The 16,775-nt window shown below is 57.6% G+C and carries 15 protein-coding genes; 12 read left to right on the top strand and 3 right to left on the bottom strand.

From position 1 onward, the window contains the following. Positions 1 to 23: 23 nt before the first annotated feature. A complete protein-coding gene (locus tag IB254_RS18345) occupies positions 24 to 755 on the top strand; it encodes a CpsD/CapB family tyrosine-protein kinase (protein WP_223437084.1) in 732 nt (243 codons plus the stop codon). 46 nt (positions 756 to 801) lie between these two features. On the opposite strand, the gene galE is transcribed toward IB254_RS18345, so the two are convergent. Genes galE through IB254_RS18330 form a run of 3 tightly spaced genes read right to left on the bottom strand, consistent with a single transcriptional unit; the run spans position 802 to position 5,970 of the window. Further along, positions 802 to 1,779 carry a UDP-glucose 4-epimerase GalE gene (gene galE / locus IB254_RS18340; protein ID WP_192418563.1) on the bottom strand — a complete coding sequence of 326 codons (978 nt, stop codon included), beginning with the start codon at positions 1,777 to 1,779 and terminating at the stop codon, positions 802 to 804. A gap of 43 nt (positions 1,780 to 1,822) precedes the next feature. After that, positions 1,823 to 4,438: a cellulase family glycosylhydrolase gene (locus IB254_RS18335; protein ID WP_192418561.1), complete on the bottom strand. Its 2,616-nt coding sequence runs from the start codon at positions 4,436 to 4,438 to the stop codon at positions 1,823 to 1,825. Between the two features lie 5 nt (positions 4,439 to 4,443). Next, positions 4,444 to 5,970, bottom strand: a complete 1,527-nt coding sequence (locus tag IB254_RS18330; protein ID WP_192418559.1) for an O-antigen ligase family protein — start codon at positions 5,968 to 5,970, stop codon at positions 4,444 to 4,446. A 95-nt stretch (positions 5,971 to 6,065) separates the two neighbouring features. Here IB254_RS18330 and IB254_RS18325 point away from each other — a divergent pair, with 95 nt between their 5' ends. The 11 genes from IB254_RS18325 to IB254_RS18275 all read left to right on the top strand — a co-directional run bounded on the left by IB254_RS18325 (position 6,066) and on the right by IB254_RS18275 (position 16,482). Further along, positions 6,066 to 7,442 carry an oligosaccharide flippase family protein gene (locus IB254_RS18325; protein WP_192418557.1) on the top strand — a complete coding sequence of 459 codons (1,377 nt, stop codon included), beginning with the start codon at positions 6,066 to 6,068 and terminating at the stop codon, positions 7,440 to 7,442. A gap of 52 nt (positions 7,443 to 7,494) precedes the next feature. Next, entirely contained in the window at positions 7,495 to 7,689 is a 195-nt protein-coding gene (locus IB254_RS18320; protein ID WP_192418555.1) for a hypothetical protein, read from the top strand. Continuing rightward, positions 7,686 to 9,149 carry a GMC oxidoreductase gene (locus tag IB254_RS18315; protein WP_192418552.1) on the top strand — a complete coding sequence of 488 codons (1,464 nt, stop codon included), beginning with the start codon at positions 7,686 to 7,688 and terminating at the stop codon, positions 9,147 to 9,149. Before IB254_RS18320 ends, IB254_RS18315 begins: the two co-directional genes overlap by 4 nt. A 75-nt stretch (positions 9,150 to 9,224) precedes the next feature. After that, complete coding sequence (locus IB254_RS18310) at positions 9,225 to 9,836, top strand: acyltransferase (protein ID WP_192418550.1); 612 nt, start codon at positions 9,225 to 9,227, stop codon at positions 9,834 to 9,836. Then, positions 9,833 to 10,789, top strand: a complete 957-nt coding sequence (locus tag IB254_RS18305; RefSeq protein WP_192418548.1) for a glycosyltransferase family 2 protein — start codon at positions 9,833 to 9,835, stop codon at positions 10,787 to 10,789. The genes IB254_RS18310 and IB254_RS18305 overlap by 4 nt, the downstream gene beginning before the upstream one ends. Positions 10,790 to 10,797: 8 nt before the next feature. Continuing rightward, entirely contained in the window at positions 10,798 to 11,322 is a 525-nt protein-coding gene (locus IB254_RS18300) for a serine O-acetyltransferase (protein ID WP_192418546.1), read from the top strand. A 43-nt stretch (positions 11,323 to 11,365) separates the two neighbouring features. Beyond that, positions 11,366 to 12,343, top strand: coding sequence for a glycosyltransferase family 2 protein (locus tag IB254_RS18295; RefSeq protein ID WP_192418750.1), 978 nt, complete (start codon positions 11,366 to 11,368; stop codon positions 12,341 to 12,343). A gap of 7 nt (positions 12,344 to 12,350) precedes the next feature. Continuing rightward, complete coding sequence (locus IB254_RS18290; RefSeq protein WP_192418544.1) at positions 12,351 to 13,286, top strand: DUF535 family protein; 936 nt, start codon at positions 12,351 to 12,353, stop codon at positions 13,284 to 13,286. A 75-nt stretch (positions 13,287 to 13,361) separates the two neighbouring features. Next, positions 13,362 to 14,564 carry a glycosyltransferase gene (locus IB254_RS18285; RefSeq protein WP_192418542.1) on the top strand — a complete coding sequence of 401 codons (1,203 nt, stop codon included), beginning with the start codon at positions 13,362 to 13,364 and terminating at the stop codon, positions 14,562 to 14,564. Continuing rightward, complete coding sequence (locus IB254_RS18280; RefSeq protein WP_192418541.1) at positions 14,561 to 15,748, top strand: glycosyltransferase family 2 protein; 1,188 nt, start codon at positions 14,561 to 14,563, stop codon at positions 15,746 to 15,748. Before IB254_RS18285 ends, IB254_RS18280 begins: the two co-directional genes overlap by 4 nt. Further along, entirely contained in the window at positions 15,748 to 16,482 is a 735-nt protein-coding gene (locus IB254_RS18275) for a WecB/TagA/CpsF family glycosyltransferase (protein ID WP_192229049.1), read from the top strand. The genes IB254_RS18280 and IB254_RS18275 overlap by 1 nt, the downstream gene beginning before the upstream one ends. The last annotated feature ends 293 nt before the right edge of the window (positions 16,483 to 16,775 follow it).

Here is a 16,775-nt window from a genome sequence, read left to right as displayed (position 1 = left end):
CCCTCGTGGCCACGCCAAAAGCCATGACCGCAACCGGGCACTCTGCAGGTCTGAATGCGCTCAGTTATGTGCAAACCAAAGTTGTGCCTTTGCGCCCGGATCATCTCGAGCGTAACCGCATTGTGGCGTACAACAAGAACTCGAACATGGGCGGGGCGTTCGACCTGCTGCGCACGCAAGTTCTGAAAATCATGGAAGAAAACGGCTGGCGTACGCTTGCCATCACCTCGCCGACGCCGGAGGCAGGCAAGACGGTCCTGGCGATCAACCTGGCAATGAGCATCGCCCATCACACCACCAAGACTGCATTGCTGGTGGATTTTGACCTGCGCCGTCCGACAGTGGGTGCCTGTCTGGGTCTGCCGATGGATAAATCGCTCAATGAGTACCTGGCCGACGAAGCGGAACTGCAAGAGGTTCTGGTCAACCCGACCTTGCCGCGTTTTGTCGTCCTGCCGACCCGTAAGCCGATTCCTCTCTCCACCGAGGTGTTGTCATCGCCCGCAGTGACCCATTTGATCAGTGATCTGCGTGAACGCTACAACTCGCGTATCGTGATTTTCGACTTGCCGCCAATCCTCAGCTCGGACGATGTGATTACCGTCCTGCCGAAATTCGACTGCGTCCTGCTCGTGGTCGCCAACGGCATGAACAGCAAGAAAGAGATCGAGGAAAGCCTGCATCACCTGGGCTCAGCCAATCTGATTGGCACGGTGCTGAACAAAGCCGAACCACAAAACCGCTCTTACTACTAGCGCGTCACCCTTCGGCGCGCGGCGCGTTATGCGCCAGCGCCGACTGTCAGTGCCAAGGGTTCTTCTGCTCCCACTTCCAGGCGTGCGTCACGATGTCTTCAAGCGAGGCAAATTGAGTTTGCCAGCCCAGTATTGCGTTGGCCTTTCGAGGGTCGGCCACCAGCCGTGGCGGGTCGCCGGCACGGCGGGGCGCGTCACTGACGCAGAAGTCCTGGCCGGTGACGCGACGCACAGTGTCTATCACTTCCTGAACTGAAAACCCTTGGCCGTTACCGAGGTTGAACGCCGTGCTTGCGCCGCCGGCCAGCAGATAATCCACGGCAAGTGCGTGAGCGGCAACGAGATCGACCACGTGGACGTAGTCGCGAATACAGGTGCCGTCCGGCGTGTCGTAATCCCGACCAAACACGGTGATGGATTCGCGTCGGCCCGAGGCCGCTTGCAGGATCAGTGGCAGCAGGTGGGTTTCCGGTTCATGGCGTTCACCCAGCTGTCCTTCAGGGTCGGCGCCGGCGGCATTGAAGTAGCGCAGGCACACCGATTTAAGACCGTAGGCGCGGTCGAAGTCTTCCAGTATCTGCTCCACCATCCACTTGCTGCGGCCATAAGGGTTGATGGCGGCCTTGGGATGTTCTTCGTCGATGGGCACGTATACCGGGTCGCCATAGACGGCGGCGGTCGAGGAAAAAACCAAGTGTTTGACCTTCGCGCGCACCATGGCTTGTAGCAGCGTCAGCGTAGCGGCGAGGTTGTTCCGGTAATACTTGGCTGGCTCGTTGACGGATTCGCCGACCTGGATAAATGAAGCGAAGTGGAACACCGCATCAAAATGTTCAGCAGCAAAAACATCGTCCAGGGCTTGCGCGTCTGCGATGTCCAGTTCGACCAGTTTTCCGCCCGACAACGCGCTGCGGTAGCCAGTGGAAAAGTTGTCTGCCACCACCAGCTCGTGACCCGCACGCAGCAATTGTTTCACCATGTGCGAGCCGATGTAGCCTGCGCCGCCAATCACCAAAAATTTCATCCTGACCTCCTGGAAACTGTTCCTGTGCCAGCGGATTGCAGCGTCAACGAGTGGCGTTTTTTCTCAAAAACAACCAATTGGACGCCTGCAGGTCGTCGAACTTGATCGCATAGCGTCCATCAACATAGGTTGCGGGCAGTTTCTTCATTTGTGCGAGCGTGCCGTTAGTAAAGAGCGTCAGGCCAGGCGGTGCCTGGAGGCTCAGCGTGCCCTCCAGAGGCTCCACATAAAATGGTGTTTTGTCGTCTTCCTTGGGGATGGCGCGGGTGCCCAGCGAAATCAGCAAATCCTTCGATTGTGCGACGGGTGCGTTGTCCAGACTCTGCACCACCACACTGGCATTCGCCGTTTTCACTTGCACCTTGATGTTGCCGAGGCTGATCGATTCGCCGCCGATCCAGCCGGTGACAGCCTGGGTACGGGGTGTATCGATGGTGTAGATGCCTTGTTTCCAGTTGCGCTTGAGCTCGCCCGTATCCGTCGTGGACTCGCTGGCATTGGCGTCCAGCAACGACTGGTCAGGGTCATGAAACACCTTGGCAGTGCTCGGGATAATGCCCGGCTGCAACCAGGCCAATTCCGGCGTTTGTGGCATGGCGATTTGCAGCTTGCCTATCTCCATCGCCGTGCGCAGCAGTGCAGAATTGGCCGGTGACACGGGTTTGTTGAACAGGGTGTCGGGCGTCGGTGCGAAGACGTACGTCGTGTTGGCTTCGCTGACGTCGCCGCGACGATAGAGCAAGGCGGCGGCGGGCAGGGTGGCCAGCATGGCGGGGTCGTTGTAGGCGTGCCAGTTATCGGCCGTTACCCAGTCGCCGTCGAATGATTGCTGGCTGTAGGCATATTGCATCAGCGCGTCCCAGCCTTGGTGGCTGGCGGTGCCGGCGACATAGAGTGGCAACGAGTGGCGGTCGGGTGTCGGGAATGGTTCGTTGTTCCACTCGGTGACGGTCAGGGGTTTGCCTGTCACCTGGCCGGCGGCGATCCAGTCGATGATGCCGGCGGAGGTGAGTGGGTTTTTCTCCAGCTGGCCCGCGCCGCCGTAGCTGTGAACGTCGATGACATCACCGCTGGTCAAGGCCGGCAATGCGCTCAGGCCGTCACCTCCCCAACTGCTGGTGGTGGCAATGGGCACCTTCACGCCGAGGTCGCGCAGATGCTGAATCATCTCTACGTTGAAACGCTGTTCCAGATCGTTAAGGAACAGTTTGGAGGGGCCATGCTCCCACGAACGCCAGGTCAGTCCTTGCGATAGATTGTGCTGGCTGGCAAAGACATCGGCCTGGTTTTTGTAGAGCTTCCAGTGCTTGGGAACTCCCTTGTCTCGCAACAGGGCATTGCCGAAGTGTTGAGTGACGTCGTTTTCGTTGGTGATCAGGACGGCGGCGATTGCCGGCTCGTCTTTGTAGGCGAGGCCGGTAAAGGGATTTACGTGGGTCATGTAGGCTTCGGTGAAGCGTTTCATGGCCTGCTGAATGGTGATGTTTACATACGCGTAACCCTTGAGGCTGGCGTTGTTCTGCTCATTTTTTGGCAGCTCATCGAAGGCAAAAATGTTGTCCTTCGGCATAAGGGCTCGCTCGACGTGCATGTCGAGCCAGACATAAATGCCTTCGTCTTTCAGGCACTTGATCCACCAGTCGATTTTTTTCAGCGACTGCGCGCTGAGTTGCTGAGTGTCATGCGTGAGGTCGCGCTCGCCAAAAATGTTCGGGCTGACCCAGGGTGAGTCATGGTGGTGCAGCCGCACGAGGTTGAAACCGAGTGCCGACAGGCGTTTGGCTTGCTGCTTGATTGCATCGTCGGACGTTCGGAACAGCGCGTAGGACGTGATGTTGGTGCCCCAGAAGCGCGCCGGGGTGTTGTCGGCGAACACCAGTTGCTCGCTGGACGCTTTGACGAAACCGCGCTTGCCCGCAGGTTTTTCGTCAGCATTGAGAAACGACAGATCGACCGGTGAGGTTTTTATGTCGATGTTGTCGTTCGGCCAACGTGTCGGGTCCGTCAGGCCAAAGCGCTCGGTCAGGGTCGGGCCGAGTGTCACGTCACCCGAGACGCTCAAGGTGGCTTTGATGTTTTGCTGGCCGGGCCTGATCGTGTTTTTGTAGAAAAAAGCGCGCACCTCGGATCGGTCGCCGGGTTCAAAATAGACACTCGCCAGTGCCGGCTCAAAACGCATCTCGATGCGTCGTCCTTGTGCGTTTTCCCAGGCCCAGCCGCTGTTGTCGGGGAGCAGCACCGGTTCGCCCATCTCTTCAGCGAACAGTGCCGGGTCAAACTTGAAGACGATGCCCCCGCCCATTACACCCGACTTCGTGCTGTGCGCATCGAGGGCAAAGTTCCAGGTCAGCTTTTGCTCGCCGTCCTTTTGAATCTGCGCCGTCAAGTCGAAGTCCAGGTCTTTGTTCTGGCCCTCCAGGGAGTAACTGTTGGGGGCGTTTGCCTTGAACCGGGACGCAAAATACAACCACTCCCAGTTGCTTCCCCAGAAAGTGAATGTCGACGCTACGACGGGGTTGCCGCCACGTGTCAGCATCGGCAGACCGCTGCGCTCATCCACGCTCGCGACCCAGTCCGACGCCCAGCTCCTGAACGGCCAGATGGCAACGCACAAGAGCGCGATGAACAGCAGAGGTGTGCGGCGAAACAAGCTGGGCATAGGCATTACCGGAGTTGAGGATGGGCACTTACAGCGGTTGCACGTGAGGTTTGCCTGAGTTTGCGAACCATCTGGACATAGGCAACGCCCAGCCCGGCCACCGACCAATACACCACGGGGATTACCGTGATGCTGCTGACGGTAACGATGGTCACCAATATGCCCGCCAGGGTCGCGAAGAGCGCACGCCCCAGTCGGCGCGTCTCATCGTCCTTGTCGGAGAAAGAACGCATTGCCTTGCGCAGACCGAAGAGCACCGTGGCGAAAAAAGCCACGAACAGTGTCAGCCCGATCAACCCGACCTGCAGCGCCACGTTGATGTAGGTGTTCACGATATCGATGATGCCCTGGCCCTGAATCATGGACTGCATTTCCGGCGTGTTGCGGAAGTCGAAAGCGCCGAACCAGGGGTTGCGCTGGATCACGATCATTGCGTTATCGATCAAGCGTTGCCGGTACGTGATGTTCTCTACTTCGATCGTGCCGAAGAACGGTAGCAGGTCCAGCAGTTTTTGCCCGCCAGGCACGACCGTCAGCAAGGACAGGGCGAGCACGCCGGCCAACGCCAGCAGGATCAGGCGTTTGAAAGCGCTGCGGCCGGTGGCGATGAAGGTTGCGATCATGACGGCGGCCCCGATCCACGGGCCGCGCGACAGCGGTGCAAACAACCCGCCGGCCAGCAACAGTGCGCCGAGGCGGCGCTGGAACTTGCTGCGCACGTTTTCCTGCAGATACATATAAAAGCCGATGGCTGTGCTGATCACGAAGCCCAGCGCAATCGCCTGGCCGGTCGTGGCGCTGGCGCGCAATGAACCGCCACGGTTCAGGTATCCGGACATTTCCCATTGTATGCCCAAGGCATCGATCAACGCGCTGTACAGCAGCCAGCTGCGGGCAAATTCGAACAGGCCAATAATCGACAACACCATGGAGGCGAGGACAAAGGCCAACAGTGCGTCCTTGAAGTCACTGAGGTTTTTCAGTGCCCGGCTGGCCACGTAGTAGGGCAGAAAAACTTCGATGAACATGTAGAGCGCTTGGCGCAAGGTGTCGGTGGGCGTGGTTTCGCGCAGCAACAGCAGGCTCGCCAGCAGGATGTTGGCGGCCAACAGTTTGTCAGGCCAGGTCCGCCCGAATGCCAGCGTGTCTGCACGCTGGCGCAGCACAAAAAACGCCGGCAGCAAAACGCACAAGGACAGCAGGCGAATATGGTTGAGATCGAAAAAGTAGTTGATCACGCCCAAGCCTGGAATCTGCGCCGAGGCCGGCGGGACCAAAAACAGCAGAAAGAAGAACAGCGCGATGGGGTTGCGCTCGCGTTTTCCCGCGACGGTCATGATGACGGCGGCAACGGCTGCATACACCCAGAAGCTGTGCGAGACGAAGACCAGGAGCGTCAACACGAACCACAGATTACGGCGACGCGTGAAGTCGCTGTAGGGGATTAGGTCCGCTGCAGCCCGGCGTGAAAGGGTAAAAACGATGCCGGCCAGAACCAGAATGACGGTTAACGCGCGTAAGTGCTCAGGCATGAGTTTTTAAACTTATTGAGTGGTGAGCGAAGCATAGTGGATTGCCTGATTGCGGCTATAGTAACGTTCGTGCCACAGAGTCCGGGATTGATGTTATGCCTTCAGTTGATATATCGCCATCGTTGAGCCTGCGCAAGCGAGCGATATTCGCCGGAGCATGGAATCTCGGAGCACTTGTCACCTCTCAAGCCGTGCGCCTGGGCGGCAACCTGATCATGGCTCGCCTGCTGATGCCGGAGATGTTCGGCATCATGATTATCGCTACCACCGTTTCGGTCGTTATCCATTTGCTTTCCGATGTGGGCTTGCGCCAGAACATCATCCAGAGCCCGCGTGGCGACGATCCGGTATTTCTCAATACTGTCTGGACCGTGCAGATCGTGCGCGGTTTTATCCTTTTTGCCTTGACACTTCTGATCGCAGGCCTGGCCTGGTTTGCGCAGGTCATCAATCTGTGGTCGCCTGAATCCACCTATGCTGCACCGGAGTTGCCGCTGGTGTTGGCCGTTACTGGTTTGTCCGCGCTCATCTATGGTTTTCAGTCGACAAAAGTCGACGTGGCCGTTCGTGCTTTCCAGCAAAAGAAAGTCGTGCTCTCTGAGTTTGCGTCCCAGATTTCGGGCCTGCTGGTGATGTTGGTTATCGGCTACTTCACCCGGTCTATCTGGTCGCTGGTGGGGGCGGGGCTGGTTTCCGCCCTGGTCAGTCTGCTTCTGGGGCATTTCTGGTTTAAGGGCCCGCATAACCATCTGCAGTGGGATCGCAGTGCGCTCCAGGAGCTGGTCGTCTTCGGCCGATGGATATTGTTGTCGTCGGCGGTGGGCGTATTGGCCATGAATGGTGATCGCATCTGGTTCGGCGGCAGCATGTCGGCCGCCGAACTGGGTGTTTATTCCATTGCCGTGCTGATTCTGGGGGCTATTACTCTCGGCGCGCAGAGGCTGGTTGGCGCCGTGGCGTTGCCAGCTTTCAGCGAGGCGGCAAGAAGCAATGACACCGTACGGCTGCGCGCTTTGTATGACCGCTTCAGACTGATTATCGACATCGCCTTGCTGTTTATTTGCGGGCTGTTGTGGGTCATCAGCCCTCTCATCATTCACTGGTTATATGATGAGCGTTATGCCGAGGCCGGCAACATGATGGCCGTGCTCTCACTGTCTTTCTTCATCTTGCGCTATGGCGTGGCGCATCAAGCCTGGCTTGCCTTGGGGCTCACGAAGTACCAGGCCATGGATAACATTATTCGCGCCATCTCGTTATGGGTGTTACTGCCGCTGCTGCTGGCCGTTGGCGGCGTGAAATATGCAATTTGGGGTGTCGCGCTGCATACGTTTCCTACACTTGTGCTAATTGTTTATGTGAACCGTCGTGTGGGGCTGTTCAATCTCAAACGAGAGCTGGCTGTACTGCCAATGGTGCTGGTAGGCGTCGGGTTTGGGGAGTTAGTGTTGGGCCTTGCCAATTGGCTTTGACTTGATTCAAGTCTTTTGCAGTCTTCAATTTCAATGTCGGGGAGCTTGAAGCATGAGTGAACTTGATTTGAATACCTCCGCGATGGGGCGCAGAGAACTCCTCCAGGCGTTCGCTCTATTAAGTCTGGGGGGGATGACATTTGGACTGCCCTCGCTCCTTGCTTCGCCTTCTTCTGAAAAAAGCGGGTTTGTCGTCGTCAACGGCTGGGTGTTGCCGGCCCACTATTTTCGGCAAACGCGAACATGATCAAAGATTACCAATCGCAGAAAGAACTCCGCGATCATTATGACTTCTGCATCATCGGGGCCGGGCCGGCGGGCATCACGCTGGCGTTGCGCCTGGCCGGGAATGGTCGGCACGTGTTGCTGATCGAGGGCGGGGGGCACGAGTATTCGCAGCCCTCGCAAACCCTTTATGACTGCCCCTCGACAGGCCTGGATGTCTACGCACACGAAACACGCCTGCGCTTTCTCGGCGGCACGTCCAACCACTGGGCGGGGCGTTGCCGTCCCTTCGAGAAGTCAGACTTCGAAATGGCTCCTCCGGTCAAACTGCCCGGCTGGCCCATAGCGTTTTCCGAGATCGAGCGTTATCTGCCAGCGGCCATGGCTATTGTGGATCTTCCGACGGATTCCGGGTTCAAGGCCATTAATGCGTCCATGGATGGCAACGACTTTGACGCGGATCGTTTCCTGCTGAGCCCGCCGACACGATTTGCACAAAAATACGCCAAGGAACTTCAAGAGACCGAGGGGCTTGATGTCTTCATCAATTGCAACTGTGTCGATCTTGAGTTCGATGCCAAGACCGGCCGCATAGCCACCATCGTTGTGTCCGATTACGAGAAGCACCGGGAACGAGTGAAGGCAAAGCAATTCATTCTGGCGACGGGCGCCATCGAGAATGCCCGGCAGCTGATGAACAGCGAGTCCCTGGCATCCGCCGGCATTGTCAGCAAGGACGGTTTCGTCGGCAGATGTTTCATGGAGCACCTGAACCTCGAACTGGGCACCTTCATTCTGGGGGAGAGGCAGAGTACCGAGCCTCGGCAGTATTTCACCACCGATGCGTTTGTCGCGCACTTTCAGTCAGGTAAAGGGAACGTTTCTGCTGCGCTGCTGGCGGAGGTCAAAGCCTATGGGCGAACAGCGGCCATCAAGGGTTTTCTGGAGACCCTCGTCTGCGACGTCGGATTGGGGCACAAGATCGATTTCATTACGAATTTCAATTGCCCTGGCGACGGGGTGATTACCACGCTCATCGAACAATTTCCCAACCTTAACAGCCGCGTCAATTTGCTCGAAGCGCGAGATGCCTTGGGGATGCGCAAGGTCAACATCAACTGGGAGCTGGTCCTCGAAGACAGGCATACCATCAAATCTATAGGGTTGGAGGTGGCGAAGTGTTTTGCCGAAACGGGGTTGGGCTTCGTCAAGCTGCATGAGTACGTGTATGACGTCTCTGTGCCACTGAAAGTGACGCCCCATGCTCATCATATGGGGACTACACGGATGGCCTCGGCGCCTGAGTCCGGCGTGGTCGACGAGAACTGCAAAGTGTTCGGCACCGAGAATCTTTACGTGGCGGGCAGCAGTGTCTTTCCTACAGCCGGTGCGAGCAATCCGACCATGCCACTTTTACAGCTTGCCCTGAGGCTGGCAGATCATCTCAATCATCAAGCAGGCCCGGCGGGCAGATATTCCTGATACTACAATCAAAAAAACCGGGGTGTACCTGGCTCTGGCACGGATGAACATCGCAGGATTTGTGAGGCTGACAGGATGATAGGGCTGGCAAGACGTGCTGTAAGTTATTACGTCAACAAAACGGGGCGGGGACGCTGGCTCTTTAAACGGTTTTGTAATCCTGACGGGTTCGAGTGGGCTCGATATCTGGCGCGCTGGGGATCGCTGCATTCCGTCGGCAGCAATGTGTGGATCAATGTCGGGTGCAATATCGCTGACCCTTCGCTGGTGCGCCTCGGCAACAACATCGCTTTAGCGGATTGCACGCTGTTCTGCCACGATGGAGCCGTTTTCTTCTCCACTATCTACAACGTAAAACTCGATTCTGTCGGACCTGTCGACATCCGTGACAACTGCTTTGTCGGGCATGCTGCGATCATCATGCCGAGCGTGACCGTAGGTCCGGGTTCAATTGTCGCCGCAGGTGCTGTTGTCAGGAAAGATGTTCCGCCTGGTGTCGTGGTCGCGGGCAATCCAGCGAGGGTCATTTGTACCGTTGACGAGCTGATGAAAAAATTCGAGACGCGCTGCAACGACTATCCGTGGATGGACCTGATCAGAGAACGCAACGGTGCCTATGATCCAGACGTGGAGCCGGCGCTGATGGCCATGCGAGTGCAGTACTTTTTTGGCGAGTCACCAAAATGATCAATGCTCCCCTTGATGTGCTGGTCGTCAACTACAACACAGCGAAGCTGTTGCAGCCGATGTTTGATGCATTGCGCCAGTCAAACAGTGCGGATCTGACGCGCTACTTGATGGTGGACAATGCCTCTGCCGACAATTCGCTGGAGTGTCTGGCCTCCATTTGCCCGGAGGCGTTGCTGCTGGCCAATGACAGTAATGTGGGTTTTGGTCGTGCCAATAATCAATTGGTTGAACACTTGCAGGGCAAGTACGCGTTACTCCTCAATACCGATGCCTTCGTTGCCGCCGACACCCTGAACAAAACCCTGGAATACATGGAGGCTCATCCTGATTGCGGCGTGCTTGGCGTTCGGCTGGTCGGGCGCGAAGGTGACTTGCAACCCTCCTGCCGCTATTTCCCCACACCGTTGAATGTCTTCCTTTCCCGTGCAGGGCTTGAACGCTTTTTCCCGGTGGTGAAGCGGGTCGACGACATGGAATGGGATCACGCCTCGGTCCGTGAATGCGACTGGGTGCCCGGCTGCTATTACCTGATTCGCCGGGAAGTCATCGACCAGGTGGGCTTGTTCGACCCGCGCTACTTCCTTTACTACGAGGAAGTTGACCACTGCAAACGCGTCAAACAGGCCGGTTGGAAGGTGGTTTTTTACCCGCATACCACGGTGGTGCATATCGGTGGTGAAAGCGCCAAAACAGTGGTTGAACTCAACGCGGTCAGTCGGCAAATACCCAGGATGCAAATCGAAAGCGAGCTATTGTACTTCCGCAAGCACCACGGTCTGCTGGGGTTGGGCTGGCATATGTTCCTGGTTTGCCTGGGGGATCTGATTCTGGCGCTCAAGGCGCTGCTCAAAGGTCGTGGCCGAGCCGCCATCGCGGCGTGCTGGCAGCATACGCGTGCCACTTGGGCGCTGCTGCGTGAAACCCGACTCGCTACCCAACCCACACGGTAGGTCAATCAATGTTCGAGAATATAAGGGCGGACTTGCGTGCCTATGGTGGTGATTGGGGCGCTCAGGGATTCTGGGTCATGCTGGTTTATCGCTTCGGGCGCTGGCGCTACGGTGTGCGCCCGGCACTGCTGCGTAAATTGCTCTCCTTTATCTATAAAGTGCTCTTCAAACTGGTGCAGATCGTGACGGGCATCGAGTTGCCCTGTGAAGTCGTGGTCGGGCGCAACTTCGTCATCGATCATTTCGGCGGCATTGTGATCAGTGGCTATGCGCAGTTTGGCGATGATTGCCGGATCCGCAATGGCGTCGTCGTAGGCCTGAAGAATGTGAACGAGCCGATTGCCCCGGTGATTGGCAATAATGTGGATATCGGCACCGGGGCCAAGGTATTGGGCAACATCCGCATTGGTAACAATGTCGTAATCGGCGCCAACGCCGTGGTACTGACCGACGTACCCGACGACTCGGTGGCCGTGGGTGTGCCCGCGACCATCAAGAAAAGGAAGTCAGTAGAAACAGAGGAATACTCATGAGTTATCCGAAGGCCTGTTTCGATGGCGGCGCTGAGTGAGCGTCATGACTACCGGCATGGGTGTTGTTGTGATCGGTCGTAATGAAGGACTGCGGTTGCAGCGTTGCCTGGCGTCGCTGGTAGATGCCGCGCAGCAGGTCGTTTATGTCGACTCCGGCTCAACCGATGGTTCGGTGCCAATGGCGCAGGCGCTTGGTGTCGAGGTGGTCGAACTGGATATGAGCATTCCCTTTACCGCTGCACGCGCGCGCAATGAAGGATTTGCCTGCGTGCAACGCGTGTTGCCTTCGCTGCGTCATGTGCAGTTCGTCGATGGTGATTGCGAGGTCGTCGGTGGCTGGCTGTCAAAGGCGCAAGCCTTTCTGGACGCGCATCCTGAGGTGGCGGTGGTGTGTGGGCGGCGCCGTGAACGCTTTCCTCAGCATTCGATTTACAACCTGTTGTGCGATCTCGAATGGGACACGCCGATAGGCGAGGCCAAGGCTTGCGGGGGCGATGCGTTGATGCGGGCCGACGCCTTCGCCGAAGTGTCGGGGTTTCGCCCGGATCTGATTGCCGGGGAAGAGCCCGAGTTGTGTGTGCGGCTGCGTGCCAAGGGCTGGAAAGTCTGGCGGCTGCCTGAGGAAATGACCCTGCACGATGCGACCATGACCCGGTTCGGCCAATGGTGGAAGCGAACCCTGCGCGGCGGCTACGCTTTTGCCGAAGGTGCTTATTTGCATGGGGCGGCCCCCGAGCAGCATTGGTTGCGTGAGTCACGCCGCGCCTGGTTCTGGGGCCTGGGCATTCCGCTGGCAACGGTTCTCGCCAGCCTGGTGCTGGGAGGGGCTGGCTTGCTGTTGTTGCTGGTCTACCCATTGCAGGTCGTGCGCCTGGCCCGTCGGGGGTCGGGGTCAGCGCGGGAAAACTGGCTGCAGGCATTCTTTCTGGTGCTGGGGAAATTTCCCGAGATGCTGGGGCAATTGAAGTTTCTTTTGAACAGGTTCGGCGCTCGCAAGTCCGCGTTGATCGAATACAAGTGAGACTTAAATGAATAACTGGCAACTGCTGAAAAACGCGTTTTCTTTACACGCTGGTTATTCATTGAGAGCCGTGAAAAACAAGCTCGAATTAATGATTTTAGTGGCGAAGAACTGGGCTGACCTCAAGCTGTTCACCGGGCGCATGTCGAACGCTTTGGGCAGCGCCGGTTTTGCGAAGTTGGGCGGGGATTGTGTGGGAGTCGTTCATTGGCCCTACATCAGCAAAAGCTGGAACCCTCAGGACCGACTGAGTGTGTTGGCCTCGCACTATGAGGTGGTGACGAAAAGCTGCCCGCAGCTATTGCTGTTTGGTCGAAGTGAAAGTCTGGTGTTGAGTGACTTGTCGGCCTTCGCTGCCGATTGTTCCCTGGTGCTGGATCGACCCATTTGGTTTATGCGTGAAGGCGAGCTGGTGTTGAACCTGTTTCAGGGTGATTTACGCATTGCATCGATTGCGTTCACCTTGTGTTGCACCGAGGGTGAACTGTGTATTTTCATCGGTGCCGTGCAAGGGATTCACAAAGGGGTGGAGAGCGAACGCTCCCTGGACATTTACCGGGAGCTGACAAAAAGTTTCGAAGGTCTTCGGCCACGAAGCTTTCTGATTGAAGTCATCAAATACATCGCGACCCGGATTGGCGTTGAAAAAATCTACGCAGTAAGCGACGGGTTCCGTCATCACCGGCACGCCTATTTTGGTGCTGAAAAATCCCAGGACCTGGCGGCCAATTACGATGTGATCTGGCTGGAGCACGGCGCGACGCCGTCAGCGCGGGAAGACTTCTTTGAAATCCCCATGGCCCCGTCGAGCAAACCGCTTGAGAGTATCGCTTCGAAAAAACGCGCCATGTACCGCAGGCGTTATGAGTTGCTGGAGGACACGTTCAAAAAGATAGACGGTGTGTTGATTGGCAGTTATCGCCACCCGCGTGGGGCTGACTGACGTTCCAGGCCACTGAACTACTGTGGGATGCCCCGCTGTAATCATTCACCGCAACGACAGCCAAGCTTGGTGCTTATGCGTATCGCTTATTTCATCAATCAATACCCCAAAGTCAGCCATAGCTTCATTCGTCGCGAGATTCTGGCATTGGAGCGTCAGGGCTTTGAAGTGCAGCGCATTGCCCTGCGCGGCTGGGATGCGCAGTTGGTGGATGCCGAGGACGTGTCCGAACAAGCCCAGACCCACTATGTGTTGCAGGGCGGAGTCAAAGCGCTGGCAGGGCCGGTGCTGCAAGTGCTGCGCGCGCAGCCACGACGCTTTTTTTCGACGCTGTGGCTGGCGTTGCGCATGGGCCTGCGTGCCGATCGGCCGTGGCCGTATCATGTGATCTATTTGTTCGAGGCGTGCCGGTTGTTGTCCTGGTTGCAAGCGTTCGGCGCCAGGCATGTGCATGCGCATTTCGGCACCAACTCAACCGAGGTGGTGATGTTGGCCCATGCGCTCGGCGGGCCTGCGTACAGCTTTACCGTGCACGGCCCGGAGGAATTCGACAAACCACAATTTATCCATCTGGGCGAGAAAGTCCGGCGCGCGGCGTTTGTCGCGGCGATCAGTTCCTATGGGCGCAGCCAGTTGTTTCGCTGGGTGGAGCATGCGCATTGGGAAAAGGTCAAGGTGGTCCACTGCGGCCTGGAGCGGGCGTTTCATGAGGTGCCGGCTGTCGCTGTGCCGTCTGTGCCACGGTTGGTGTGCGTGGGGCGCTTGTGTGAGCAGAAGGGGCAACTGTTGTTGCTTGAAGCGGCGCGAAAACTGGTGGCGCAAGGCGTGGCGTTCGAGATCGTACTGGCTGGCGACGGGGAAATGCGTGCAGAGATCGAAACCCTGATTACGCGGCATGGCTTGCAGGCGCAGGTGCGCATTACCGGCTGGATCAGCAGCGATCAGGTGCGGGAGGAAATCCTGGCGGCGCGGGCCCTGGTGTTGCCGAGTTTCGCCGAGGGCTTGCCGGTGGTCATCATGGAAGCCATGGCCTTGCGCCGGCCTGTGCTGACGACCTGCGTGGCGGGCATTCCCGAACTGGTGCGTCAGGGTGAGAACGGCTGGTTATTTCCCGCAGGTGCCGTGGATGAGTTGGCGGTGGCGCTGGCCGACTGCCTCGCGCAACCTGTCGAGGTGTTGCAGCGGATGGGCGATGCCGCGTATCAGCGGGTGCTGGAGCGGCACGATATCGATACCGAAGCAGCCAAGCTGGCTGAATTGTTCAAGGCGCACGCATGATCACGTTACTGGGTTGGCTGTTCAGTGCACTGCTGATACTCATCGTCCTGCCGGTGTGGGTGTTGTTCGTGCAGGTGCTGCTGGCCAGCCTGCCGGTGCGATCGCTTGCACCGGCGCAAGGATCGCGACCGAGGGTGGCGGTGCTGGTGCCGGCTCACAATGAGTCCTCGCTGATCGTCGCGACGTTGAACAGCATTCTGCCGCAACTGCTGGCGGGCGATCGCCTGGTGGTTGTCGCGGACAACTGTACTGACGACACGGCCGCGCTGGCCCGCGCCGCGGGTGCCGAGGTGGTGGAACGCAGCAATGCTCAGCAGCGAGGCAAGGGTTATGCACTGGACTTCGGGGTGCGTTACCTGGCCAACGATGCACCGGACGTGATGATTGTTGTCGATGCCGATTCGCGGGTGGGTGAAGGCTCGATTGAGCGTTTGGCACTGTGCTGCATCGACTCCGGGCGTCCAGCACAGGCCCTGTACTTGATGCATGCGCCTGCAGGCTCCGGGTTGAAAGTGCAAATTGCCGAATTCGCCTGGTGCGTGAAGAATCAGGTGCGAGCGCAGGGTTGGGCCCGACTGGGGTTGCCTTGTTCGTTGATGGGTTCGGGAATGGCGTTCGTCTGGCGGGATCTGGCGTTGATCGAGTTAGCCAGTGGCCACATCGTCGAAGACTTGAAGATGGGCCTGGATTTCTGCCGAAGCGGCAAACCGCCCCTGTTTTGCCCCGATGCGTTGGTCAGCAGTGATTTTCCGCGCAGCGACGAAGGCCTGAGCATCCAGCGTACACGCTGGGAGCATGGTCATCTCGGGGTCATCCTCAGCGATGCGCCAAGGTTGCTGTTAGAGGCTATCCGCAAAGGCAACTTGAACCTTCTGGCAATGACTGCGGATTTACTGGTCCCGCCGCTGGCTTTGCTGACGTTGCTGCTGGTGGTCGCCTTCAGCCTTTCATGGCTGGTGGTGTTGCTCGGCGGCGCGTTGGCGCCAGCCTTGATCGCGTCTTTCGGGCTCGCACTGTTGGGCGTGACTGTCTTGCTGGCATGGAGTCGGTTCGGTCGCGGGATCATCGCGTTTTCAGCCTTGTTGTATGCGCCGTTCTACGCGTTGAAGAAAATCCCGCTGTACATTGGTTTTGTGCTCAAGCGCCAGGTCGACTGGGTGCGTTCGAAGCGAGATGACACCTGATGAGCCCCTTATCCTGGCAGCACAACTGGCAAACCATCCTGCGCAAACTCAGGGTGGTTCGTGATGCCGGTGACGAACAACAATTGATTGATGCGTTGTCCCGGTCCGAGGGGACGACAGTGCTTGGATTCGTCAATGCCCATGCCATGAACCTGGTGACGGCCAACCCCGCTTATTACGACGCGCTATCGGCGGCCGACGTGTTGTTACGGGATGGCTCCGGCATGGCCATCCTGTATCGCCGACTCGGTCTCGAGCCGGGTCTGAATATGAACGGCACCGATTTCATCCCCAAATTACTGGCCGCCTACAAGGGCCGGCGCGTGGCGTTCTGGGGGACTGAAGAGACCTTCCTGGCCAACGCGGTGCGCCATTGCGAAGCGGTGTTTGCGGTCAATGTCGTCTCTGCTCACCATGGTTTTGCAGGGGTGGATGATTACGTCAACCTTGCCCGTCAGTCACTGCCGGAACTGGTGGTGCTGGGGATGGGCATGCCCAAGCAGGAAGTCGTTGCCGCGAGACTGGCCGCCAGTGGCGTGCCATGCCTGGTGGTATGCGGTGGGGCGATCCTGGATTTTCTCGGCGGCAAGGTGACGCGTGCTCCGCAATGGGTGCGTCGCCTCGGTTGTGAATGGGTGTTCCGGCTGCTCAGTGAGCCAAAGCGATTATTCACTCGCTATATCGTGGGTAACCCCAAGTTTTTGTTACGCACACTCATCTGTCGAAGTTCCTGACGTAACAGGAATTTGACGTCAGTTTTAATATTCGGGCTGCCTGAAAAGCACGTCTGAAATATCTTGCAAAACTCTGCGCCAGCATCTTTACTCAGCCTTGTATTACCGACTCGGCGGATGAGCTGGAGCGTTTTTTTGTTAAGGTTGGAGACGAATAAATGACGTCAGAAATTCTTGATTACAGAGAGTGAGTGGCGAGTTTCTCGCAAGAAAGACAGCTGGGCGTACATTCAAAAAACAGCGCGCATCATATTAGTAGTTATGGTTTGCCGCATATTTTGAAAAGCGTGGTG

The sequence above is a fragment of the Pseudomonas sp. PDM03 genome, assembly GCF_014852385.1.
In the GTDB taxonomy this organism is placed as follows: Bacteria; Pseudomonadota; Gammaproteobacteria; order Pseudomonadales; family Pseudomonadaceae; genus Aquipseudomonas; species Aquipseudomonas migulae.
The sequence above is the reverse complement of the archived record's forward strand: the minus strand, read 5'-3'. Positions and strand labels throughout refer to the sequence as shown.

Bases quoted from the DNA above. Each gene is read 5' to 3' on its own strand.
- IB254_RS18345 (WP_223437084.1), top strand. From the start codon at position 24: ATGACCGCAACCGGGCACTCTGCAGGTCTGAATGCGCTCAGTTATGTG.
- galE (WP_192418563.1), bottom strand. From the start codon at position 1,779: ATGAAATTTTTGGTGATTGGCGGCGCAGGCTACATCGGCTCGCACATG.
- IB254_RS18335 (WP_192418561.1), bottom strand. From the start codon at position 4,438: ATGCCCAGCTTGTTTCGCCGCACACCTCTGCTGTTCATCGCGCTCTTG.
- IB254_RS18330 (WP_192418559.1), bottom strand. From the start codon at position 5,970: ATGCCTGAGCACTTACGCGCGTTAACCGTCATTCTGGTTCTGGCCGGC.
- IB254_RS18325 (WP_192418557.1), top strand. From the start codon at position 6,066: ATGCCTTCAGTTGATATATCGCCATCGTTGAGCCTGCGCAAGCGAGCG.
- IB254_RS18320 (WP_192418555.1), top strand. From the start codon at position 7,495: ATGAGTGAACTTGATTTGAATACCTCCGCGATGGGGCGCAGAGAACTC.
- IB254_RS18315 (WP_192418552.1), top strand. From the start codon at position 7,686: ATGATCAAAGATTACCAATCGCAGAAAGAACTCCGCGATCATTATGAC.
- IB254_RS18310 (WP_192418550.1), top strand. From the start codon at position 9,225: ATGATAGGGCTGGCAAGACGTGCTGTAAGTTATTACGTCAACAAAACG.
- IB254_RS18305 (WP_192418548.1), top strand. From the start codon at position 9,833: ATGATCAATGCTCCCCTTGATGTGCTGGTCGTCAACTACAACACAGCG.
- IB254_RS18300 (WP_192418546.1), top strand. From the start codon at position 10,798: ATGTTCGAGAATATAAGGGCGGACTTGCGTGCCTATGGTGGTGATTGG.
- IB254_RS18295 (WP_192418750.1), top strand. From the start codon at position 11,366: ATGACTACCGGCATGGGTGTTGTTGTGATCGGTCGTAATGAAGGACTG.
- IB254_RS18290 (WP_192418544.1), top strand. From the start codon at position 12,351: ATGAATAACTGGCAACTGCTGAAAAACGCGTTTTCTTTACACGCTGGT.
- IB254_RS18285 (WP_192418542.1), top strand. From the start codon at position 13,362: ATGCGTATCGCTTATTTCATCAATCAATACCCCAAAGTCAGCCATAGC.
- IB254_RS18280 (WP_192418541.1), top strand. From the start codon at position 14,561: ATGATCACGTTACTGGGTTGGCTGTTCAGTGCACTGCTGATACTCATC.
- IB254_RS18275 (WP_192229049.1), top strand. From the start codon at position 15,748: ATGAGCCCCTTATCCTGGCAGCACAACTGGCAAACCATCCTGCGCAAA.